18 protein-coding genes, 1 tRNA gene and 1 pseudogene are annotated in these 22,180 nt (G+C 65.9%); 12 read left to right on the top strand and 8 right to left on the bottom strand.

From position 1 onward, the window contains the following. Nucleotides 1–5: 5 nt before the first annotated feature. Both P0Y48_07525 and P0Y48_07520 read right to left on the bottom strand, forming a co-directional pair. Nucleotides 6–3,560, bottom strand: a complete 3,555-nt coding sequence (locus tag P0Y48_07525; GenBank protein ID WEK12334.1) for a hypothetical protein — start codon at nucleotides 3,558–3,560, stop codon at nucleotides 6–8. Nucleotides 3,561–3,670: 110 nt separating this feature from the next. Next, a complete protein-coding gene (locus P0Y48_07520) occupies nucleotides 3,671–4,147 on the bottom strand; it encodes a DNA alkylation repair protein (protein ID WEK12333.1) in 477 nt (158 codons plus the stop codon). A 65-nt stretch (nucleotides 4,148–4,212) separates the two neighbouring features. Here P0Y48_07520 and P0Y48_07515 point away from each other — a divergent pair, with 65 nt between their 5' ends. From P0Y48_07515 to P0Y48_07505, 3 genes are all read left to right on the top strand, one after another. Then, nucleotides 4,213–5,082, top strand: a complete 870-nt coding sequence (locus P0Y48_07515; protein ID WEK12332.1) for an aminoglycoside phosphotransferase family protein — start codon at nucleotides 4,213–4,215, stop codon at nucleotides 5,080–5,082. A gap of 65 nt (nucleotides 5,083–5,147) precedes the next feature. Next, the gene (locus tag P0Y48_07510; GenBank protein WEK12331.1) at nucleotides 5,148–5,540 is read left to right on the top strand and encodes a nuclear transport factor 2 family protein; all 393 of its coding nucleotides are present in this window, start codon (nucleotides 5,148–5,150) and stop codon (nucleotides 5,538–5,540) included. A gap of 236 nt (nucleotides 5,541–5,776) precedes the next feature. Then, nucleotides 5,777–6,073, top strand: a complete 297-nt coding sequence (locus P0Y48_07505) for a hypothetical protein (protein ID WEK12330.1) — start codon at nucleotides 5,777–5,779, stop codon at nucleotides 6,071–6,073. 71 nt (nucleotides 6,074–6,144) lie between these two features. Here P0Y48_07505 and P0Y48_07500 read toward each other — a convergent pair. Continuing rightward, nucleotides 6,145–6,749 (bottom strand): annotated as a pseudogene (locus tag P0Y48_07500) (recombinase family protein). A gap of 255 nt (nucleotides 6,750–7,004) precedes the next feature. Between P0Y48_07500 and P0Y48_07495 the strand changes: the two are divergent. Both P0Y48_07495 and P0Y48_07490 read left to right on the top strand, forming a co-directional pair. Beyond that, nucleotides 7,005–7,838, top strand: coding sequence for a nucleotide-binding protein (locus P0Y48_07495; protein WEK12329.1), 834 nt, complete (start codon nucleotides 7,005–7,007; stop codon nucleotides 7,836–7,838). Between the two features lie 13 nt (nucleotides 7,839–7,851). After that, complete coding sequence (locus P0Y48_07490) at nucleotides 7,852–8,316, top strand: hypothetical protein (protein ID WEK12328.1); 465 nt, start codon at nucleotides 7,852–7,854, stop codon at nucleotides 8,314–8,316. A gap of 432 nt (nucleotides 8,317–8,748) precedes the next feature. On the opposite strand, the gene P0Y48_07485 is transcribed toward P0Y48_07490, so the two are convergent. After that, the gene (locus P0Y48_07485) at nucleotides 8,749–9,435 is read right to left on the bottom strand and encodes a hypothetical protein (GenBank protein ID WEK12327.1); all 687 of its coding nucleotides are present in this window, start codon (nucleotides 9,433–9,435) and stop codon (nucleotides 8,749–8,751) included. A 270-nt stretch (nucleotides 9,436–9,705) separates the two neighbouring features. On the opposite strand from P0Y48_07485, the gene P0Y48_07480 reads away from it, so the two are divergent. Both P0Y48_07480 and P0Y48_07475 read left to right on the top strand, forming a co-directional pair. After that, entirely contained in the window at nucleotides 9,706–11,223 is a 1,518-nt protein-coding gene (locus P0Y48_07480; protein WEK12326.1) for a hypothetical protein, read from the top strand. A 124-nt stretch (nucleotides 11,224–11,347) separates the two neighbouring features. Then, nucleotides 11,348–12,643 (top strand): hypothetical protein, encoded by a 1,296-nt coding sequence (locus P0Y48_07475; protein ID WEK12325.1) that lies wholly within the window; start codon nucleotides 11,348–11,350, stop codon nucleotides 12,641–12,643. A gap of 167 nt (nucleotides 12,644–12,810) precedes the next feature. Here the strand turns inward: P0Y48_07475 and P0Y48_07470 are convergent, their stop codons facing one another. The 3 genes from P0Y48_07470 to P0Y48_07460 form a co-directional block, all read right to left on the bottom strand. Further along, entirely contained in the window at nucleotides 12,811–14,442 is a 1,632-nt protein-coding gene (locus P0Y48_07470) for a hypothetical protein (GenBank protein ID WEK12324.1), read from the bottom strand. A 608-nt stretch (nucleotides 14,443–15,050) separates the two neighbouring features. Beyond that, nucleotides 15,051–15,123 (bottom strand) — tRNA-Lys (locus P0Y48_07465). Nucleotides 15,124–15,241: 118 nt separating this feature from the next. Continuing rightward, nucleotides 15,242–15,895 carry a fasciclin domain-containing protein gene (locus tag P0Y48_07460; protein ID WEK12323.1) on the bottom strand — a complete coding sequence of 218 codons (654 nt, stop codon included), beginning with the start codon at nucleotides 15,893–15,895 and terminating at the stop codon, nucleotides 15,242–15,244. A gap of 155 nt (nucleotides 15,896–16,050) precedes the next feature. On the opposite strand from P0Y48_07460, the gene P0Y48_07455 reads away from it, so the two are divergent. From P0Y48_07455 to P0Y48_07435, 5 genes are all read left to right on the top strand, one after another. Next, complete coding sequence (locus P0Y48_07455; GenBank protein ID WEK12322.1) at nucleotides 16,051–17,781, top strand: cytochrome c biogenesis protein DipZ; 1,731 nt, start codon at nucleotides 16,051–16,053, stop codon at nucleotides 17,779–17,781. A gap of 34 nt (nucleotides 17,782–17,815) precedes the next feature. Then, a complete protein-coding gene (sigK, locus tag P0Y48_07450; GenBank protein WEK12321.1) occupies nucleotides 17,816–18,415 on the top strand; it encodes an ECF RNA polymerase sigma factor SigK in 600 nt (199 codons plus the stop codon). Then, nucleotides 18,412–19,401 carry an anti-sigma factor gene (locus P0Y48_07445; GenBank protein WEK12320.1) on the top strand — a complete coding sequence of 330 codons (990 nt, stop codon included), beginning with the start codon at nucleotides 18,412–18,414 and terminating at the stop codon, nucleotides 19,399–19,401. Before sigK ends, P0Y48_07445 begins: the two co-directional genes overlap by 4 nt. Before the next feature lie 49 nt (nucleotides 19,402–19,450). Next, complete coding sequence (locus P0Y48_07440; protein WEK12319.1) at nucleotides 19,451–20,089, top strand: DNA-directed RNA polymerase subunit beta; 639 nt, start codon at nucleotides 19,451–19,453, stop codon at nucleotides 20,087–20,089. Nucleotides 20,090–20,445: 356 nt separating this feature from the next. Beyond that, a complete protein-coding gene (locus tag P0Y48_07435) occupies nucleotides 20,446–21,330 on the top strand; it encodes an aminodeoxychorismate lyase (protein WEK12318.1) in 885 nt (294 codons plus the stop codon). Between the two features lie 42 nt (nucleotides 21,331–21,372). On the opposite strand, the gene pstB is transcribed toward P0Y48_07435, so the two are convergent. Next, nucleotides 21,373–22,152 (bottom strand): phosphate ABC transporter ATP-binding protein PstB, encoded by a 780-nt coding sequence (pstB, locus tag P0Y48_07430; protein ID WEK12317.1) that lies wholly within the window; start codon nucleotides 22,150–22,152, stop codon nucleotides 21,373–21,375. Between the last annotated feature and the right edge of the window lie 28 nt (nucleotides 22,153–22,180).

Raw genomic sequence — 22,180 nt, 5'->3', positions numbered from 1 at the left:
CGGCTCTAGGGGCGATCGACAGCGATGAGCGACTCCTCGTACGCAGGGAAGAGGAGATGATCCACACGCTGGTGCGAGACAGGGAACCACGGGAATGCGATGGTGATCGGCGGGCTTGCGCTCACAGTGCATTGGTAGAGCGCCCACGGAACGGTGTTGCTGGAGTCATAGATCGTCTGATCCACCTGCGCCAGATTCTGGCCCCAGATCTCGTCGATGGCAGATTGGCTCGGCCCGCTGATGACGTCGGTGCCGATGTCGGGCGCCAGCGGCGAGAGTCCGAAGAGCTCGACGAGATCGGAGGCCGAGACATCCATCGACGCGAACCCCGACTCACCCATCCAACTGTCGCGGACGGTGGCGCTCGAGTTGTACGGCGGTGTGCACGGCAGTAGCGCCCACGCGTACTGGCCTTCATACGTGTCGCCGAAGGATGCCGGGTCGATCCCGATGCTCTCGTCGTTGTCGACGAACTGGGAGCGAGTGATGGTCGTGTTGACCCACTCGCCGAGACGAATCGCCGTTTGCGCGTGCATGAATACGGCGCCTGTGATGTGTGAGGAGTCTCCTGCCCCGCCGCCAGGGGTGCCGTCGGAGAAGGTGATGTACTCGTTGTACCTTGCGCCGACATCGTCTTGGTCGTCGCTGTCGCCACCGACCGAATCGTCCCAGTAACCGGTGAAGACCACGGGCGAAGCGTCGGTGCCGGCGATGTCGAGCGTGCCCTCCGCGTCGACGATGATCCGGGCACCCTTGAACACGGTGCCCGGCCCAACGTGGAGTACGCCCATGACGTCGAACATCCCCGTGAAGATCGCCCCGGTCTCGGAGTCGATCGACCATTCGAGGTCGGCGGGCACGCTCGTCAGACCGCCTTCGATGCGTCGCGACACCGGGTCGCCGGTGAAGATGTTGCTGTCGGGGCCTGAGAGCACCACGCCGGTCGGATCATCCATGTTCATGTGGAGGCCCGGACGTCGTACCGGCGGGGCGTTCCAGCTGAAGACTGGGCGGGGGTCGAACGTGGAGCGGGCGACGGACACCATCCCGTCGAGGTCGGTGAGCTCGAGTGGCGCACGGAACAGAGTGTCGGTCACCGTGAAGTCACCGTGAAGCGCGTCGAGGCCGTTTCGGTACGCCCACCGCGCGGTGAACGCCGACTCTTCGTAGTGATCGAAGACCGCATGGCGGATCGATACCGAAGTGAACTCGCCGGTGGCTTCGATGGCCGACCCCGAGATCTGCACGACATCGTCGCTCACGGCGTCGTCACTACTGGTGAACGCCCGAGTCGCGCCGCCGACCGAGTCGTCGTACATGGAGCTGAAGGTGACCGGGCGCGACGGCGTTCCCGCAACGTCGAGCGAGGCCCCGGTGCCCAGGACGATATGCGCGTCCTTCAGGATGGTGCCCGGTTTCATCGTCAGCGAGCCCTCGACTTCCAGCGTGCCGCTGAGGATCGCTCCGCTGTCACTCGACACCGAATACGACGCGCCCGCGGGAAGGCGGGCGTCCCACGTCCAGTCGAAGACGACCACTCGAGACGCGTCGGCGCCGGTGAAGACATTGGCATCCGCGCCGCTCAGTACGAGCCCGCTGACGTCGCCGGCCGCCATCATCACGGCGGGGTCGTTGTAGTCGTTCTGGGGGATGTCGCCGAACACGTTGCGTGCGAGGGCGATCGTCGCGTCGGAAGCGTGCACCCCCACGCGCCCGTTGATTCGTGAGTCGGTCACCGAGAGCCGGGCCGTCGCGTCGTGGGGTGTCGAGTCGAGCGTCCACCAGGCGATCGCCTGCGAGTTGTCGAACAGCGCGTGGCTCACCTGCACCACTGCGGCGCGCGCGGTGAGGGAGTTGAGCCGCGGGTCGACGTTGATCGCGGGGTCATGCGAGGTCGGCGTGTGGGTCGACGGTGACCACGGGGGGATGCCGATAGGTCCACCCCCGTCGGTGTCGCCCGCGTAATCGTCGTTGTAGAGGTGTGTGAAGACGACGGGAGCCTGCGTCGTCCCCGCGACGTCGATTCGTCCCGCATCGACCATGCGGAACGAGACGCCCTTGAAGATCACACCCGGCCCGGCCTGCACACGCCCCTTGACGTCGATGTACCCGCCGAGCACGGCATCCGAGTTCGCGGCGACCGCCCAGTCGGAACCCGCAGGAACCGTGCCGAAGTTGACGAGCACGCGCCTGTCCGCTCCGGAGCCCGCGAACGTGTTGCGGTCTGCGCCGGAGAAGTCGAGGCCAGTGATGTCGGGGGAGTAGTTGACGGTCAGCGGATTGCTCGCGCCGGAGAAGCGCGTCGCGCGCACGACGGTCTTCTTGCACTCTTCTGTGCGAATCGGCGATGCCTGGAGGATGCTGTCGACCACCATCACGCTGGTGCAGCGCGTGGCGGTGAGGTGGACAGCAGTGAGGGTTGCTCCCGCGATCGAGACGCTGCCCTTCGGATCGACCCGGATGGTGCCGTTACGCACGTCGGTGCCGGCGGCCACCGTCAGGGTGTCCCCCTCGCCCACGACGATGATGTCGGAGCACAGTGACAGATCGACATCGCCGTGCCAGGTGGTGTTCGCGCCGACGGCGTGGCAGAAGGACGGTCCTGTCGGTTCGGGCACTGTCACGGCGGCGGATGCGGCGCTGGTTTTCGTCACGGTGGCGTACCCCGACTTCTTCCCCGTCACCGCGACGGAGATGTGCGCGCCGGTCTGCGCCGAGCCGAGTCGCAGGGTGGTCTTCGTCGCCCCGGAGACCTTCGTGCCGTCCGCAAGCCACTGGTAGGTAAAAGTGGTCCCCGACGTCCACGTGCCGGGGCGGACGGTGATCGTCGAGCCCGAGACGAACTCGCCCGACATGGTGGGGGTCGCCGCCGTCGCGACCTTTGCGCTGCGTGCCGAGGTCTTCGTCACGGTGGCGTAGCCCGATCTCTTGCCGGTCACCGTGACCGAAATCTGCGAGCCCTTCTGCGCGGATCCCAGCTTCAGGGTCGCCTTGGTCGCGCCCGTGATCTTGGTGCCGTTCGCGAGCCACTGGTAGGTGAGGGTGGTGCCGCTCGTCCACGATCCAGTCTTCGCGGTCACGGTGGACGCGTACGCCACTGTCCCCGAGATCGTGGGTGTGGGCGCGGTCATCACTTTCGCGCTTTTCGCGGACGTCTTCGACACCGTCGTGTACCCGGACTTCTTGCCGGTGACCCGGACGGAGATCTGCTTACCCTTCTGAGCGGACCCGAGCTTCAGCGTGGCCTTTGTCGCCCCCGTGATCTTCGCTCCATTGGCGAGCCACTGGTAGGTGAAGGTGGTACCCCTCGTCCACGATCCCGGCTTCGCCGTCACGGTCGACCCGTAAGCGAACTGCCCTGACATGGTCGGCGTCTTGGCGCTGAGAGAGCGAGCGCTGAACACGGATGCCACGTGAACGGAATCCGTCGGGCTGGAGGGCGTTATCGCGGAGGCAGCCGTCGCTCCGCCGATGGTGAGGAGCGCGGACGCGACGAGCCCGATCGTCGCAAACGCGAGATGCAGACGAGCGCTCCGTGCGCGCACATCGAAAGTCCCCATGGATGTACTCCCCAAAGTCCGATGCACTTATCGCCCCAGCGGCAATCCGGACTTAAGAGGAACGTAGCGCAGCATCGGCACGGGGGCCTACTGCGGAGGGTGCCGCAGTCTCACAGCAACGCAGCGGCGGCGCGGAGGCTGTCGGCATCCGATGTCGCCCAGCGGGCCACGATGCGTTGCGCGCGGTCGGCCTCCACTCCGGTCAGCCGCGCGAGCAGCGGACGCACGACGTCGAGCGTGAGCGGCTGGATGAGGTCGGGCACGCGGGCGTCGCGGAGGAATCCCTCGATGCGGGTGAGATCGTTTCCGGTGAGGAGGTCGGTCTGCTCTTGCAGCAGGACGATGGCCGCGAGGCGGCGCTCGAAGACCGGCGTCGCCCACAGCTCCGACGCGAGGGCGGTGATGTCGTCGTGCTGCAGATCTCGATGCCGTCGCAGTGCGTCGCGGACGGTTCCCCGGATCGCGCCGACCGACGCGCCGTACACGCCCAGACCCCCGACAGACGGGTCGCCGTTCGCCCAGGTGCGCCACTCCGACGCCTCCGACCGCAGCGTGTGGTCGATGAACTGAGCCGCGGGAGAATCCACCCTCCCATCCTCTCCCTTGGGCTGGCGCGGTGGCGCGTGCGGGGGCCGGTTGGCAGGCTGGGGACGTGGAGATCGACGAAGAGCTGGTGCGCCGGCTGGTGGACGAGCAGTTCCCCCAGTGGCGGGAGCTGAGTATCCGTCGGGTCGTCCCCGGCGGGTGGGACAACCGGACGTTCCGGCTGGGTAACGAGCTGCTGGTGCGGATGCCGAGCGCAGACGGCTACGCCGCCGCCGTCGCGAAGGAGCAGCGCTGGTTGCCGGTGATCGCGCCCCGCGTTCCGCTCGCGGTGCCGTCGCCCGTCGCTCTGGGCAGTCCCACCAGCGAGTTCCCACGCCCGTGGTCGGTGTATCGCTGGATCGACGGAACGCCCCTGGGCGACGCGACCCACATCGACCTCCAGGCTCTCGCCGCCGACCTCGCAGGGTTTCTCACGTCGCTCGCGAAGGTGGAGACGGATGCCGCGCCGGCGGCGGCCCCGCACAGTTTCTGGCGCGGGGCGCACCCGCGCGTGTACGACGACGATGTGCAGCGTTGCCTCACGGAGCTGGAGGGTCGGATCGACACGGCCGCGGCGCGCGCGGTGTGGGACGCGGCGATGGAGACCGAGATCACCGCACCGCCGGTGTGGTTTCACGGTGACATCGCCCCGGGCAACCTCCTGGTTCGCGAGGGACGCTTGAGCGCCGTGATCGACTTCGGCACGTCGGGCGTCGGCGATCCCGCCTGCGATCTGGCCATCGCCTGGACAGTGTTCGACGACGCGGTGCGCGAGGTCTTCCGCAGCAGGATGCCGTGGGACGACGACACGTGGAGCCGCGGTCGTGCCTGGGCGCTGTGGAAGACGATGCTGACGCTCGCCGACCCGTCGAACACTCATGACCCCGAGGCCGAGGCGCGCGCGTCTCTCGCGGTTCTGGACCGCGTGCTCGCGTGATCCGCGGTCAGTCCTCGGTGTACCAGGATCTTGCGCGGGCGCGGGTCGTCGGGGAGCCTGAGGGCATGTGGGATCGAGAATCAGCGGCCTCGGCCGCGCGCGACTGGATGGACCGTTACGTCCACGCATGGACCACCAACGACCCGGACGATGTGCGAGCGCTCTTTACACCGGATGCCGAGTACCGCGACGGCCCGTCGACCCCGCCCTGGGTGGGTCAGGACGCCATCCTTGCGGGATGGCTCGGACAGCAGGACGAGCCGGGCACGTGGTCGTTCGACTACGAGCTCACGGCCGTCGACCGTGATGTCGCCGTCATCCGCGGCCGGACGACCTACACCGGGTCGACGGACAAGAGCGACCTCTACGACAACCTCATGGTGATCCGGCTCGACCCCGACGGGCGCGCCCGCTCGTTCACCGACTGGTGGATTGCGCCCGAGGCAGGTGGCAGTTGATGTGCACGGTGGGCGCCGTGGGGCTCGAACTCGGCCGACGGGCGATTGGGCGGGTGGTGCTCGATCAGGATCCTTTGTCGGCGCAGAGTGGCGATTGCGTGGATAGCGCAGGTGATGAGCCGCGTTCTCTGACGTCAGTCGCGGTGATTGCCTTCGTCCAATCGACGGCGTCGAGATCTGGAGCTCAATTCGCGAGTACGACGTTGCGGGATGCATCGCGGATGTAGTTTCGGGCCATGGAGAAATGGGAAGGACTCACGATCGCGACATCCGAGTTACGCGATGTGTTCGACCGTCTGTTGGCACATCTGGAGTCCCAGAACGGGGCATCGGTCACGCTCACCGAGGACTACTACTACTCGATCCCTTTCCCGCGCATCTACGACGTTTCCAAACCAGCGCCGGAGCCCACCATCGGCCAACTGACCGAGTCGTGGGACAACATCCGCGAGAGGGACACCGACTCGACCATCACGTTCGAGCTGGTCTGGCTTGGAGACCTGCTCAAAGCGATCGGTCATCTAGTCAGGTAGCTAGAAGGCTCAGCAAGACGAACTTGTCCCTCGGTCTGGATCCTCACCCGGGCGGTGCTCTCTGACGCAGATCAGAAGATGTGTGCTTCGCAGGTGGCGAGGAATGCCACCCGGCGGCGCTGCAGCTCTCGGTAGACCGTCGCGCGTGACACATTGAAGAGCTCAGCGATCTCGGTCTGTGTGTACTCGCCGCGATCCTGCACGTCGAACAGGAGCTTGCGCTGCGTCGCCGACAGCTTGGGCTGCTTGCCCTTCAAGTGGCCCTTGGCGCGGGCGACCGCCATCCCTTAGTGCGCATGCTGATCAAGTCACGCTCGAACTCGGCGACCATCGCGAGCACATTGAACAAGAGACGTCCCACCGGGTCAGTGGGGTCGTATCTGCTTCCGCCAAGATTCAGCGCGACGCCCTTCATCGTCAGTTCATCGGCGATGTCTCGGGCGTCTTTGACCGATCGGGCGAGTCGATCAAGCTTGGTGACCACGAAGGTGTCGCCCTCACGGACGGCTGCGAGCGCCTCGCGCAGTCCGGGTCTCGCCCGGTTGGTGCCGGTTAGCCCGTGATCGACGTAGATATTCGAGTCCAGGACTCCAAGACGCAACAGTGCGTCCCGTTGCGAGGTGAGGTCTTGTTCGGCGGTGGACACCCTGGCATAGCTAATCTGAATTGCATTCATGCCACCGAGGTTGCCGCCTAGCGGGACGCGGCGCACTCACGTTGGATCCCTATTCGCGCACTGCCGGTCGGTTACGAGATCAACGTCACTGGGAGCGGTTCAGAACCCAACGGTGTCGGCACTCGTTCGTAGGCTAGAGGTGACGCATCATTCGATGCGCTCGGCAGCGGAGCGGGGGACGAAGTGGCGGAACAAGAAATCAATGCGCGTTCGGTATTTGTGGTGCATGGGCGGAACGAGCCCCTTCGGAAGTCGATGTTCGATTTCCTCCGCAGCATCAACCTCTCCCCTATGGAGTGGAGCCACGCCGTCGAATTGACTGGTGAGGGCTCGCCGTACATCGGACAGGTCCTCGACGCCGCACTCGATAACGCCGCCGCGATTGTCGTGCTCATGACCCCCGACGAGATCGCCTACCTCCAGCCACAGTTCGCCCATGGTGACAATGACCCGGAGACGTCGCCCGCGGCACAGGCACGCCCGAACGTGTTGTTCGAGGCGGGCATGGCGCTGGGCCGCGATCCGCGCCGCACCGTCCTGGTCGAGGTCGGAGACGTCCGCCCGTTCAGCGATGTCGCTGGGCGCCACGCGATCCGGTTGACGAACGATCCCGCACACCGCCAAGAGCTGGCCAGACGGTTGAAAACCGCCGGGTGCGATGTGGACCTGACTGGCACCGATTGGCATACCAGCGGGGACTTCACGCCGCCTCCGCCGCCTGGAAGCGGGCTACCTCTTGGACGTCGTGTGCCTGCGAGCACGCATACCCGGAAGCCGCTCGACTTCGACGTTAAATACTTCAATAAGGGCGGCAACCGCATAGACAAGTTGCAGATCATCAACCGGGGCGCTGAAACCGCATACGACGTCGACGTCGCTCTGCCAGAGAAGGCGTCCCTTCAGTTGCAGGGCTTCCAGCCAATCAAGAAGATCCCGGGCGGCGGTCGGTCAGTAACGATCGACGTCATGGGCATGGGCCGCATGTTCGGCGGCGGGGATACGGAGGATGCGTTCGACGTGACGGTCACCGGCCGCACCGAGGCCGGCGAAGTCTTCCCGCAGGACATTTTTCTGGATACGAATAGCTGAGAGGAACGAGGGCGTGAACGATGAAATTCGAATCCCAGTGAGCCTCCCCCTGGACTCTGACGGGTTCCTCCGCCGCGAGTGCCCGACCTGCGAGCGTGAGTTCAAGTGGTTCAGTCACGAGGAGGGCGATGCCGACGCTGAAGTAGTTGACCAATACTTCTGCCCGTTATGCGGTGTCGCTTCTAGCACTGACTCGTGGTGGACCCCTGCGCAGCTGGAGTATATGAACGGGGTGAGCGGGCCAGCGATCGATCAGTACATGCAAGATTCGATCGAGGACATGTTCAAGGGCGTGAAAGGGATGAAGTTCAAGTCGAACAAGTCCTTCACCTTTGGAATCGAGACTCCGGACGCGCTCGTTGAGCCGGACGACATGATGATCGCTGAGTCCCCCTGTCATCCGCACGAGCCAGTAAAGGTCCCCGACGAGACGACGAAGGTGCACTGCCTCGTGTGCGGGAGCGCCTTCGCCATCTAGCTGTCCGGCAACCTCCGCATGCCGATCCGTATACAGGCACCGCACGTAGAGGACTCATTTGCGTGCGGTCGGCTCGATTCGTTGCGGATCGTTGTGCGTAGGGCGGCGTCCGTTACAGGTGGGCGAAGATGTCGTCCGCCTGCGCGACGATGACATCGCCGAGTCCGAGCAGGACGATTTGTGCGACCCATCCGATAGTTTCGCGCGGTCCTTGACGTTCCGACCCGCCCAGTTGGTGTGGAGATGTCCGGGCCGAGCGCAACTGCAACGGGCGCCGAAGGGCACGTATACGAACGCGACGAACGGCTGCGCAGTTCCATTTCCTCCCCACCGCGAGTCTTGCCGCGGCTGCATGCCGTTCCGGTTTGTCAACGTCCGCCATGGCGCCATCTCAGCTGGGATGAGTGGGCAGCTCAATATAGGACGGCTCGTTCAGTCATTGTCCGAATTCGGTGTACATTCGAGCGAGATTTGCACTTCCCCCGCCGCGTACGACTCAGCCGCGAAAACAAAAAGAACGTGAATGAAGTCGCTCACGCCGATTGTCGACGTAGCGACCAGCCTGAAATATGGCGGCGCGAACTTGGTCAACGCGCGTTCACTCGCCCGGGCGATATCGCTGACCGGTGCGGGGTTAGCAGCCCACCGACCGAAGGCCGGTATCCGCTCTTCGTGGACGTGGTACCCGTGTGCTGGCGAGTCGCTGGCCACCATTGTCGACTCGAACTTCTCGATGTTCGCATTGAGCGATTCAAGACTCTCCAGCTTGGTCAAGGCAGAATCGAGCCTTTCGACGATGTCTCGACCGGCGACTCTATTGTCATCGCCAGTGATGTCCCGGACCGTTGCCTGAGATTCGTTTCCACCCGTCGAGGACGAGGAGCCGAAGAGGTAGCCTGCGACCGCGCCGAGTAAACCAACAGCGGCGACCACGGCACTCTCGTAGGCAACCGCCAGCAGGGCAGCGGTGACAATGACGAGCACGATGCCCACGGCCCGAATCGTCAGTTTCGACAGCTCAGCGTCCTTCTTGGTTCGCAGGAAGAAAAACGCCAGACTCGCGAGCCCGAACACAGCAATCAGAACGAGAAGCCACGGCGCGTTGATCGTGTCAATCATTCGCCCAGGATGCCAGAGCCTCTTGCAAACCCACCACGTCTCGTTGGGATCCCCATGCGGGCGAGGTGCGCTCGATTGACGCCGATCGTGCATTGCCGTATCGGTGAGGATGCCGAGGCGTGATGGTCGCGTGCGTCTCTTTGTCGGCTGGGCTCCCCTCCGCAATCAGCGATACCTCTCGCGCTGCGGATCGGGTGCGGGCGCCGAGCACTTTCAGGTCAGGCAGAACGAATCCCGTCCAGTGTCAGTGCGATTCGCCATGATTGCTGCATGAAGGAAAGTCGGCTCGATCAACCCCGCGAGTGGGTTGGTCACTGGTGGCGTCCCGACCGTCCGGAGGCGATATCGGCGGGAGTGCTCACCTATGACCCGGAGAAGGGCGTGGCGCTGCGGCTAATCGGCGGTTGGTCTCGCTTCGCGTCGAGTGAGCTTGTGCGGGGTCTGGTCGCACATTACGACGAGATTGAACGCTGGCCCGTGATCCATGGACGCTCCGGAGAGTCCGAACTCACGATTATCGAGCCATGGGTCTCGCAATCGATCGGCCCCTACCGCGAGGATCCTCACGAGATGACTCTTGCGGCGCTGACTCTGCTCGATGGGTGCCATCTCGAGGCACCGGATTCCCCCGACTTCATCGGCGCATCCGTGAAAGTGGAGAATCTCGCGGGATGGGTTGGGCGTGGGCAAACTGAAGTCAGGGCACGTAGTCAGAGGACGCAGCTCGATGACGAGGAACCGAGGCGCACCGTAGTCGCGACGCTCGGCGACGTGCAGGCGCGGCTGCACTCGTCCTCTGACTATCACTCCACTGAGTTCCGTCGCGACGGCCGTCGCGAAACGCGGCGATCCGAAGCTGCGGTGCAGTTCACTTCTGACACTCCCCGGCCGATGAACGAATGGTTCTCGATGACCGGGGCCGTCAGTGATCTGGTGTCACTCGCCACAATGACGGCGTGCGCCGACATCACGATCAGCCTCGTCCTGCCGCCCGCGCCCGAGCGGTTCCCTGAGGGGCATCTCCTCGCCGACCGCCCCCGGGTGGTGGACGTCTACCAGTTGCATACGGTCAAGCCCGATCCCGATGGCAAGGCAGCCATTTGGAACGACTTCGTTGTGTCAGAGGCTGACCTGCCTTGGGCGCAGCTGTTCCCAGCCTGGATGGACGTGCGGGACAGATTCGCCGCCGCACGAAGCATGGTTCTCGGGTTGCGCTACATCACCCGCAGCTACCTAGATTCGCGGGTTGTCACGGCGGTCGGGGCAGCCGAAGCTTTCCATCGAGCACTGGACACGCCCCCGCCAATCCCGCCTGATGAGTTCGCGAAACTGCGCGCACTTCTAGTCGGAGCCGTCCCGAGAGACCGCCGAGGCTGGGTAAACGACCGCGTCGCCTACAACGAGCCGTCGCTCAAACAGCGACTCGTGGAGCTCGCAACTCGCCCGGGCGCCTTCATGACCAAACTGGTCCCTGATCCCGACAGGTGGGCGAAGACTGCCGCGCGTGTACGCAACGATCTTGCGCATCGGGGCCACGCGGGAACGGACTATGACCTTCTACACGCTGTCGTAGAAGTGACCTCGGCGGTGGTGGTGGTAAACCTACTCAAGGAAATGGGGATACCGATCCGCCGCCTTGAATCGGCGCTGAGTGAGCATCCCGAGTTCACATGGGCGTGCACGCTCGCACAGAAGCACTTCACCGCGCCCTCCACAACCGAGGTTCCCGAAGACTATCCGGGCGCGTCAGAGGCATTCGTCACGCCGCCAGTTCCCGGCGCCTCCTGACGAAGAGGAACTGCGGCGGACCAGAGTGGCATCAACGACGCGGCGCGGTCGCGCCACTCACCTTTCTTCAATCGCGCGACCGGGGTGCGACGTACGCGGCACTGATGGAAATAGTCTGGAGCGCATGGCCCCGGTGCAAGCGTCGGTTCTGGATGTTATCGAGAACGCGCTCGGTGAACGCGGTGACCGGGTGGCCTGGGAGAAGCTGGCCCGAACTGAGCTTGAGAACCTACGAGATCGACTGCTGGAGTTCAGCGAGGCAGACGCGGAAACGCCCACGCCCGAAGGTACCTATCTGATGAGCGGAACCTTCTCCCGTTACTGGGAGGATCCGCTCTCACGAGGTGAAATCACTGACGCCCTGCTGTACTACCCGCAACTGCTGGTCTTAGATCCGTTCGCCGACTTCTTCGCTGACACCTCCGTCCTCCCCGAGGCGCGCGATCTCCGCTATACCCACAACCGTCGAGAGACGATGCGTATCAGCGCTGGCGGCAAGGTCTGGGCGAACGCAGACTCAGCCCAGCGCTACGGAGACGACTGGGAAGGCATCAGCGTCCGTCTGTCAGAGATTTCGCGGAATCTCTACGAGCTGGAAAGCCCGATTCGATCCGGTGTGATCATGTTGCGCAATCAGTGGGCGGTGCTGCGGAAGCGTCGCACTGCGCTCGAGACCTCCGTACGGTTCGATGTGCGGTCGGCGCGCATGCAGACGACAATGCGCGAACTTCACAACGAAGACGCGAAGCTCCCACTGTGGGATAACCTGCGGGGGTTTCACGTCACGGGGAGCGGGATGTTACATCCCGCCGATGCGCCCTGGGAGTTCCAGCACTTCTTTCTCTTCCTGGCGAAGACTCTCGCTATTGCCGACTCTGCAAACGCGACTTACGCCCCCAGTTGGCCTGGCGATCTCAAGCTGCTCGAGGCGAAGGTCGACTCGACCCCGGCTCAGGGTTATCCGCCGCAGGTCCTGGCGCAGATATCAAGGATTGTGCTGCCGGCCACCGATGTCGCGATCCGAGAGGCAGCAAACATTCGCGCATCCTCGTCCGACTTCGCGGACTGGCGTGCCAAGCTGCGCGAGTTTGCCCGTGCTGCCAGCGCGGATACGCCCCAGGAACTAGAGGAACGCGCCAACGATGTGTTTCAACCCGAGGTGGCCCGCATCGCGAGGGAGCTGTCTGGTCGCAAGCAACGCGCCGCAAAGGACTCGGTAACCGAGCTTCTCCTTTATGGCACCATCTCCACCGTTGCTACGGCTGCCACTTCCGAGAACCTCGCGTTGGGTGCGACGGTTGGGGCCGCCGCCGCTGCAGCAACCGGAGTCGTCAGTTGGATCCGAAACGCATACCGCAGACCACAGCTCCATGGTGCAGATGCGGTACTTGCAGCTTTGGCCCGCGCAGATCGGAAGTAGTGACTGTCATTCCTCGTGGCTTGTGTAGCCGTCCTCGGGCGTGCATGAGTTCTTCACGGCGGATCGGCTGGGTCGACCTCCCGCGGGCGGTTGCGTCGTAGCGATCGGGAGCCCCCGCTGTCCAGAGCAATCGGTATGGTCTCGAACGCCCGACTAGGACTGGCGCACTAGCCGAGCCCATGGACGAGACGCGCCGCCGCGTGAACTCTCGAAGCTTCGCGCCGTAGCTGGTCACGGAACTCAATCCCGTCGTGTCCGATATCGGTGAGAATGAGCGTCGAGTGTCCGATCAGGTAGGCGCTCGCCATGCACGTGACGTCCAGTGCAAGCGCCACTAGCTCCGGTGTGAGGACGTTGGTCTCTAAGGAGTCGCGCGAGGCGAAATGGATCGTGTGTAGGGCGCCTAGTGGCGTCGCATGTGTCACCTGGCTCAGCAAGGAGTACGCCACACGGAGCCAGCCGGGCTCACGCGGCTGCGTCGCAACGCCGAACTCATAGATCATCGCGGCCGTAGTCGGGATAGGCCTTCTATTCTTGGTCGGAGGCTTTGGTGGCGGCGATAGAACTCTTGACGGAAGCTCAAAGCGCCGCTCGGCGTGCGTTCTCGGGACGCCGTTGCCGCTCAGTAGCTTGATGGTCTTGTTGCGCCGGTACCGGAATTCATCGAAGTACTGTGTCGCTCGATCCGCGAACTCATTTTCAGTCGCACTGAATCGCCAGCGGAGACGAGCTGCTTCCTCGAGTAGCATCCGCGCAGCGAAAACCGATATCGGGCCTGAACCGTCTTTGTCGTACGTGGCTAGTGTGGCTTCGAGGTTCGAATACGCGCCCCCGTAGTTGAGCACCTCGTGCAACAGCACCTGCCCGGCGAAATGTTCCTCAGTGACCGGTGTGGCCAGGGAACGCACCCAGAAGCGTTCTGCAGCGTCGATCGTTGGCTGAAGGTCGCCACCGAAGGGCGTCGCGTGTTTGGGAGCGAGGAGCGCTTGGGGGTTCAGCTGGTCGCGTGACTCACTCGTTCGCGCGATTTGAGCGTTGTACCTGCGAGGTCTCGGGGCAATCAGCCTGTGGATCGGACGCGCAGCCTCGGCGACCTCGCGCCCACGGGCGATTGCCTCTTGCATGAACTGCTCTTGCGGGACGTCCCGCGGCCACAGCTCTGGAACCGTCGCTGCCGTACCGTGCAGCACGGTCAACGCCCCGACTGCGGCAGTATGCATGAAAAGCGCCTCATACACATCCCGAAGATCGTGGCCAGGCTGGCCGTCCTCAGTGAGGCAGCTCTGGAGGCCCAAGAAGTTGCCGTGGCAGGCAAAGGCGAGCACCAGGACAGCTCCCCGCAACCCCGCAGCGTCGAGGAGATGCATCGGGTCGTCGGACGACGCGGAAAGAGGATCTCCGGCGGTGTTGAGAAAATCCTCGAGTAGTGAATCAGCGTCGGGCATTTGTGCGTTGTCCCACCAAGTGGCAACGCCCTCGAGATCGGCGACGAGGGGAATTGGCATCAACCATCGTGGAAGGTTCGCTATGGATACGCCACTCTTGTCGGCCGAGTCGCAGATGCCGCTGCGTTCACGAAGAAGGTTGCCAAGGAGAAGAGGGCGCCTTATCGATGGGTCCGCGGCGATCCAGCGCCACATCAATCCATCGACGAGGACGCTTCTGCTGATCGCGCCAAGGACTACGCCGCCCATGCCAGACCCGATGAGCGACTCAGCGCAGCCGTACCGTTGGCGGGCGAAGTTAAAGCTGATACCAGCTAGGAATCGGTCCGGTCCCAGCCCGCTGTTGTAGTCCACAGGCAGGCTGTCGAGGTGCAATCTGAGGGCACGCGTTGCAGCGCGAAGTGTGATGATTTCGGGGCTCGCAGTCCGACCATCGGGGCGATCGATTGGTGGGACGCGAGTCTGGTAGTACTCGGGCCGCTTCACCTCTGGGCCGCCTTAACCGTGCCGTTGGACATCGCTGATCTTGCGGCGCATGCGGCCCGGAGTCCGACTCGTGATGCTTGTTCTCGACTGGCACACACCGCGAGTGTAGGACTTGTCCATGCGTGACGGCGTCTCTTGAGAATTGACTCTTCGCTCTGGCCCACGGATAAGTCCGCGGGCCAGAGCGTGTCACGGGTACGTCCACGCAAGCCACTCGGCTGACGCCACACCTAGGCGCGGCTAAGGCAGTGCGGTGGACGCAACGCCGCACGCGACAACCCGCGGATGCACGTAAGTCGGTCCGTGCGCGAGCAGCTACCGACGTACCCCACACCGAGGGCCGCCGCCGAAGGCAGGCGTCTCAGAAGGCCCGTCCGACGAAGGGCCCGCTGACCGTTCCGTATCCGAGCGCAAAACAGCAACGTCCCGGCACGGACTCTCGTAAGAAACCACCGGCTGCGGCACTGCTTCGAAGGTGGGCCCCGTGGGGCTCGAACCCACGACCCGCGGATTAAAAGTCCGATGCTCTACCGACTGAGCTAGAGGCCCTCGGCGTCCAGCCTACCTATCCCGGGACACACAAACGGCACCCGCCGAAGCTGTTGCTCCGGCGGGTGCCGTTGTGCTCACCGTCCGAATATCCCCGATACCGGAACGGGAAGTGTCATCACTCGGTCGGCGGCATCAGCACCGTGTCGATGAGGTAGACGGTCGCGTTGGCGGTCTGAACGCCACCGCAGATGACGCTGGCGTCGTTGACCATCAGGTTGTCGCCGGAGCCGGTGACCTCGAGGTCGGCGCCGTTGACGGTGGTGTGCATGCCGTCGATGTCAGCCGGCTCGATCTGGCCGGGGACAACGTGGTACGTGAGGATCGAGCTCAGCAGGTCGCTGTCGGTCTTCAGCACCTCGATGGTGTCGGCGTCGATCTTCGCGAAGGCGTCGTCGACGGGGGCGAAGACGGTGAACTCGCTGCCGTTGAGGGTGTCGACGAGGTTCACGTCGGGGTTCAGCTGACCGCTGACGGCCGCGACGAGCGTCTTCAGGAGCGGGTTGTTCGACGCGGCGACCGCGACCGGGTCCTGCGACATACCCTGGACCGATCCGGCGCCGTCCGGCACGGCTTCTGCGTACGCGGCGCAGCCGGGGCCGACGAGGTTGGCGGCGGGGTCGTTCTCCATCGCGGGGGCGCTCTCGGACATCGAGGGCTCAGGAGCGGTGGACTCCTCTGCGGTCGTTCCGCCCATGGAACAACCGGCCAGCGCGAAGGCGGCGGCGAACGTCAGAGCGAGAGCTGCGGTGGTCTTCTTGGTGCTGAGCATGGCTTGTCTCCGTTTCTCAGGTCCGCCTCGGTTTCCGGCGGCTTGACGGTTCTTCGGAGACCGTCCGAGATCGGATGGGAACGGATTCGAAAAAGTTCGCGATCAATCCGAATGGGCCATGCTGACGAATGCTCTTCGACGAACGAGGAGCTCTCATGGACCTGATCATCATCGGCCTGCTCGGCGGGCTCATCACGGGAATCTCCCCGTGCATCCTGCCGGTGCTGCCGGTCATCTTCCTGACGGGCGGTGCGCAATCCGCCCGCTTCGACAAGTCGGAGGACGGAAAGGATGCCGGTCCCCTCCCGGCCCGCCGCAGCCGCCCCTACCTGGTGATCGCGGGCCTGGTGGTGAGCTTCACGCTCGTGACCCTCGTGGGTTCGCTGATCCTCGGCCTCCTCAACCTGCCGCAGGACATCATCCGCTGGGTCGGCATCGGCGTGCTCGTGCTGATCGGCGTGGGCCTCCTGATCCCGCGGTTCGAGCAGGTGCTCGAAAAGCCCTTCCAGTGGCTTCCGCGCCGCGAGGTGCAGAACCGGGGGAGCGGCTTCGGGGTCGGACTCGCGCTGGGCGCGGTCTTCGTCCCGTGCGCCGGTCCGGTGCTCGCGGCGATCATCGTCGCCGGCGCGACGGGACGCATCGGCGCCGACACGGTGCTGCTGACGGCATCCTTCGCCATCGGCGTCGCGATCCCGCTCCTCGTCTTCGCGCTCGCCGGACGCGGGCTCGTCGAGCGCATCCGCGCGTTCCGCAGCCGTGAGCGGGGCCTGCGCATCGCGGCCGGCGTCGCGATGCTCGCCCTCGCGGTCGGCCTCGTCTTCAACGTGCCGCAGGCCCTCCAGCGCCTGCTCCCCGACTACACGGCGCAGCTGCAGCGCGACCTCACCGACAACGAGCAGGCGTCCGAAGCGCTCGGCCTCGGCGGACTCATCACCGACGAGAACCGCGACCTCGACAAGTGCACCAACGGCGCCGAGGAGCTCGAGTCGTGCGGCACCGCGCCGTCGATCAAGGGCATCGAGAAGTGGCTGAACACGCCGAACGGCGAAGCGATCGACCTCGCCGACCTCCGCGGCAAGGTCGTGCTCATCGACTTCTGGGCCTACTCGTGCATCAACTGCCAGCGTTCCATCCCGCACGTCGTCGCGTGGGATGCCGCCTACCGCGACGCAGGGCTGGACGTCATCGGCATCCACTCGCCCGAGTACGCGTTCGAGAAGGATGCCGCGAACGTCGAAGCCGGCGCCCGCGACTTCGGGATCACCTACCCGGTGGCTCTCGACAACAACCTCTCGACGTGGACCAACTACCGCAACCGCTACTGGCCCGCGCACTACCTCATCGACGCGGAGGGCACCGTCCGTCACATCTCGTTCGGCGAGGGCAACTACGCCGCGACGGAGAAGATGATCCGCGAACTGCTGCAGGATGCCGATCCCGGCGTGCAGCTGCCCGCCGCGACCGACGTCGCCGACACGACGCCGGAGCTCGGTTCGACGACGCCCGAGACCTTCCTCGGCTCGTCGAAGGACCGCAACTTCGCCGGTCCCGATGCCTACAGCGCCGGTCAGGGCACGTTCACGTTCCCCGCCGACCAGGCGCCCGACACGTTCGCCCTCGACGGCGGCTGGGACGTGCAGACCCAGTTCGTGACGCCGACCGGTGACGACGGGCGCGTGCGCCTGACCTTCCGCGCCTCCGAGGTGCGCATGGTGGCCGCCGGCGAAGGCACCGTCACCGCCGACGTCGACGGCCAGAAGTCCACGATCGACGTCGGCGGAACGCCTCGCTCGTACGCGATCGTCGAGGCCGGCGATGCGAAGGAGGGCGTGATCACGCTCGATGTCCCGGCCGGCGTGCAGGTCTACTCGTTCACCTTCGGGTGAGCAACGGGTGAGGGCTTGAAGGGAGGGATGGTGCATGCTTGTCGAGATGGTCATCGACGGTGTGGAAGTACGCGACGACGGCGAGAGCGCCGATCGGGTGGCGGAGTTGCTCGTGCGCATCGCCGACGGTGACGAAGGCGCCTTCGGGAGCCTCTACGACATGCTCTCCTCCCGCGTGTTCGGCCTGATCCTCCGTGTGCTCGTCGACCGCGCCCAGAGCGAGGAGGTGCTGCAGGAGGTCTTCCTCGAAGTGTGGCAATCCGCTGGCGCGTTCGCTCCGAATAGAGGACAAGGAAGGTCGTGGGTGCTGACGATCGCACACCGACGGGCCGTCGACCGGGTCCGGTCCGCGCAAGCGGCCGGTGACCGGGACGTGCGGGCCGGACTGCGCGAACTGAACACACCCTCCGCCGGAGTAGAAGAACAAGTAGAGCTGCGTATCGAGAGTCGGCGCGTTGCCCGAGCGTTGCAGGCCCTGCCCGACCTGCAGCGTGAGGCACTGACCCTCGCATACTTCGGCGGCTACTCTCAGAGCGAGATCGCCGCGATGAGCGGAACTCCTCTGGGCACCGTGAAGACGAGAATGCGCGACGGACTGTCGCGCCTGCGCACCGAGATGGGGGTGACCGCATGAACATCCAGGAATTCGCCGAGCTCTCCGCCGGACGCGCCCTCGGCGCCCTCTCCGACGACGACGAGCGCGCCTTCCAGGAGGCCCTCCGCCTCCACCCGGAATGGCAGGGGATCGCCGACCTCGACGTCGAGACCGCCGCCGCCCTCGGAGAGTCGGTCGCGCCCGTCGCACCGCCCCTCGCCGCCCGCTCGCAGATCCTCGGCCGCATTCGCGGTGCACGTGAGACACCGGATGCCGTGGCATCCGACGCCGGCTTCGCGCCCGTGTCCGCCGCGGGTGCCGCGGGTGCCGCGGGTGCCGCAGCCGACGACGTGAACGACACCGTCGCCCTCGACCGCGAGAGCCGCGCGCGACTGCGGGAGGCGTTCGCCGCCGACCAGGCCCGCGCCGCTGACGAAGCGGATGCGGCTGCCGAGGCTGCCGGTGCCGAGCCGCCGCCGCTGCCGGAAACCGCCGCCCCTGAGGAGGCCGCTCTTCGCGCCGCCGCGCCGCCGACCGAGATCATCCAGGCGATCCAGCGGAAGAACTGGACCCGCGGACTGTTCGCTCTCGTGGCATCCATCGCTCTCCTCGTGGGTGTCGGCTGGGGTGTCGGAGCCATCACCGATGCGCTGCGCACACCGCCCGAGATCGCCACCCTCGCTCAGATCGAGGCGGCCCCCGACGCGCAGGAGGCCTCAGGGGAGCTCTCCGGCGGCGGACAGGCGACGCTGCACTGGTCGCCGTCCGTCGGTGAAGCGGTCATCGTGGCATCCGGACTCCCCGCGATCGACTCCGATCGCACGTTCGAACTGTGGTTCGTCCGCGACGGCACCCCCATCTCGGCGGGCACGTTCGACGCCGCCGACGGCGAGGCGACCGCGGTGCTGGCCGGTGACGTGCAGGTGGGCGACACTGTCGCCGTGACCGTCGAGCAGGCCGGAGGCGCCCCTGACGGCGCACCGACCACCGACCCGCTCGTGGCGATCACCCCCGCCGACGCCTGACGCGACCGACCGGCCTGCCCGTGCGTCCGCGCGGGTAGCCTGGTACGCGATGTCCGACGAACCCCGCGCCTTCCACAAGCCTGTTCGCCGACCGGCCGAGCTGTTCGACAGACTGTTCAGCGCGGAAGACCCGGCGGAGGTCTCGCGCGTTGCCCACGCGACCGCCGTCGCCCTCCTCTCGCGCGTGCGTGCGGAGCCGGCCGACGCCGTCGTGGAGCGGCTCATCGCCTTCACCGACGAGCACGGTATCGACACGATCGCCGAACTGTGGTCGCGGTCGCCCGCCAAGTCGCTGCCGGGCACGCTGTGGCGTCTCTACCTGCTGCAGTTGATGGTCCACGACGACCCCCGGTCGGCGGCGCTGCTGTACGAACGGGGGAGTGCGCGGCTGTCGACGGCCGATCCCGTCGTCGCCGGCGCGCCGACACCGGCCGGGCCGGAGGAGCTCGTCTCGCTCAGCGACGCCATCCTCCGAGGCGCCTTCACGGGCGACTTCGCGGTCGCGCTGGAGCGCGCCGCCTCGTTCTGCCGCGTGGAGGCGGCGGGGGCAGCCGACCTCGCCGACGATCACGACCGCACCGAACCGGAGCGAGCGACCACCTTCACGACGCGCGCATTGCGCCTGGCGACCTACGCGGACGAACTCGCCGCCGCGGCCGCGTTGTGGCGCCGCGACTCGCTCACCTGAGCGGCCTCGCTGGGTTCGTCTCCCCGGGGAGTTCCTGCCTCCCCGGGCAATGTTCCTACCTGGCTGAGATCACGACGGGCTGAGGCGCCGCCGCGTGGCGGGTTTTCCTGCCCCCGGGTACGAAAGTGCCGGGCCGCAGAACGCCTCTCGGCGCGGTGCCGCTCGAAGCGGCAAAAGTTGGAGCCCGGGGTTACTGCGGCCCGGCTGTACCAGTGTAACCGGACTCCGTCGGCGGCTATTCCCGTGCCGCGTACAGGCCGAATCGACACTCACGGGGCCTCCAGCGGCGGGGGCGTCGGTTCTGCCTGTATCCGGCACCGCGGCACCGCGGCACACCGCCCACGTAGGCTCTCCCCATGGCCTGGCGTTACGCACTCCTGATCACTCCCGTCGCGGCGGACGACCCGGCGACCGACTTCGCCGGCACCTTCACCGACATCGACCCGGCGGCCCTCGCCCTGCCGGTGGGGGAGCTCAGCGCGCAGCGCGGCGACGGCGTCTTCGAGTCGATCGGCGTCGTCGACGGACACCCCCAGGAGGTCGAGGCGCACCTGCAGCGGCTCGCCCACTCCGCGAGCCTCGCGGACCTGCCGGCGCCGCACGCCGCGCAATGGCGCCAGGCGGTCGCTCGGGCCGCGGGCCACTGCGGCGACGGGGAGGCGGTCATCAAGCTCATCCTCAGTCGCGGGGTGGAGTACGGACCCGCGCCGACCGCGTGGGTGACGGTCGCCGACGCCTCCGACTTCGCGGCGTCGCGGACCGACGGCATCCGGGTGGCGACGCTCGACCGCGGCTACGCCCTCGACGTGCCGGCTCGTGCGCCGTGGCTGCTGCTCGGGGCGAAGACCCTGTCGTATGCCGTCAACATGGCCGCGATCCGGGAGGCGAAGCGCCGCGGAGCCGACGACGCCGTCTTCGTCTCGAGCGACGGGTTCCTGCTGGAGGCGCCGACGGCATCCCTCGTTCTCCGGCGCGGCGACACGTTCGTCACGCCCGCTCCGGCCGTCGGCATCCTGCACGGCACGACGCAGCTCAGCCTCTTCGCGCACCTGGAGTCGCAGGGCTACCGCACCTCGTACGAGACGATCCCCGTGGCCGACCTCGCGACGGCGGATGCCGCGTGGCTCGTCTCCAGTGTGCGGCTGGCCGCGCCCATCGCGGCCGTCGACGGCCACGAGCTGCCGCTCGATGCGGACCTGACGGCATCCCTCAACGACTACCTGCTGAGCCCCCGCGACTGACAGCACGCGTCGCGCGGGGGATCGGAAGCCGGCCCCGCCGGTTCAGCCGAAGCGACCGGAGACGTAGTCCTCGGTGGCCTGCACTGACGGCGTGGTGAAGATCGTGCCGGTCTCGTCGTACTCGATGAGCTTGCCGGGCTTGCCGGTGCCGGCGATGTTGAAGAACGCCGTCTTGTCGCTCACGCGCGACGCCTGCTGCATGTTGTGGGTGACGATGACGATCGTGTAGTCCTTCTTGAGCTCCTGGATGAGCTCCTCGATCGCGAAGGTCGAGATGGGGTCGAGCGCCGAGCAGGGCTCGTCCATGAGGAGCACGTCGGGGGAGACGGCGATGGCACGGGCGATGCACAGTCGCTGCTGCTGACCACCGGAGAGGCCCGAGCCGGGCTTGTCGAGCCGGTCCTTGACCTCGTTCCACAGGTTGGCGCCCTGCAGCGACTGCTCCACGAGCGCGTCGGAGTCGCTCTTGGAGAGCTTCTTGTTGTTGAGCTTGACGCCCGCGAGGACGTTCTCCTTGATGCTCATCGTGGGGAACGGGTTCGGGCGCTGGAAGACCATGCCGACCTGGCGTCGCACGAGCACCGGGTCGACGCCCGGGCCGTAGAGGTCGTCGCCGTCGAGGAGCACCTCGCCCTCGACGCGCGCGCCGGGGATGACCTCGTGCATGCGGTTGAGGGTGCGCAGGAAGGTGGACTTGCCGCAGCCCGAGGGGCCGATGAAGGCGGTCACGCTGCGGGGCTGGATCTCGAGGGAGACGCCCTCCACGGCGAGGAAATCGCTGTAGTAGACGTTGAGGTCGTTGACTTCGATGCTCTTGGACACGTCGGGTTCTTTCTGGAGAAGCGGATGC

The organism is Candidatus Microbacterium phytovorans, from assembly GCA_029202445.1.
GTDB lineage: Bacteria > Actinomycetota > Actinomycetes > Actinomycetales > Microbacteriaceae > Microbacterium > Microbacterium phytovorans.
Note: the sequence above shows the minus strand (reverse complement) of the source record. Positions and strands in the feature narration are given on the sequence as shown.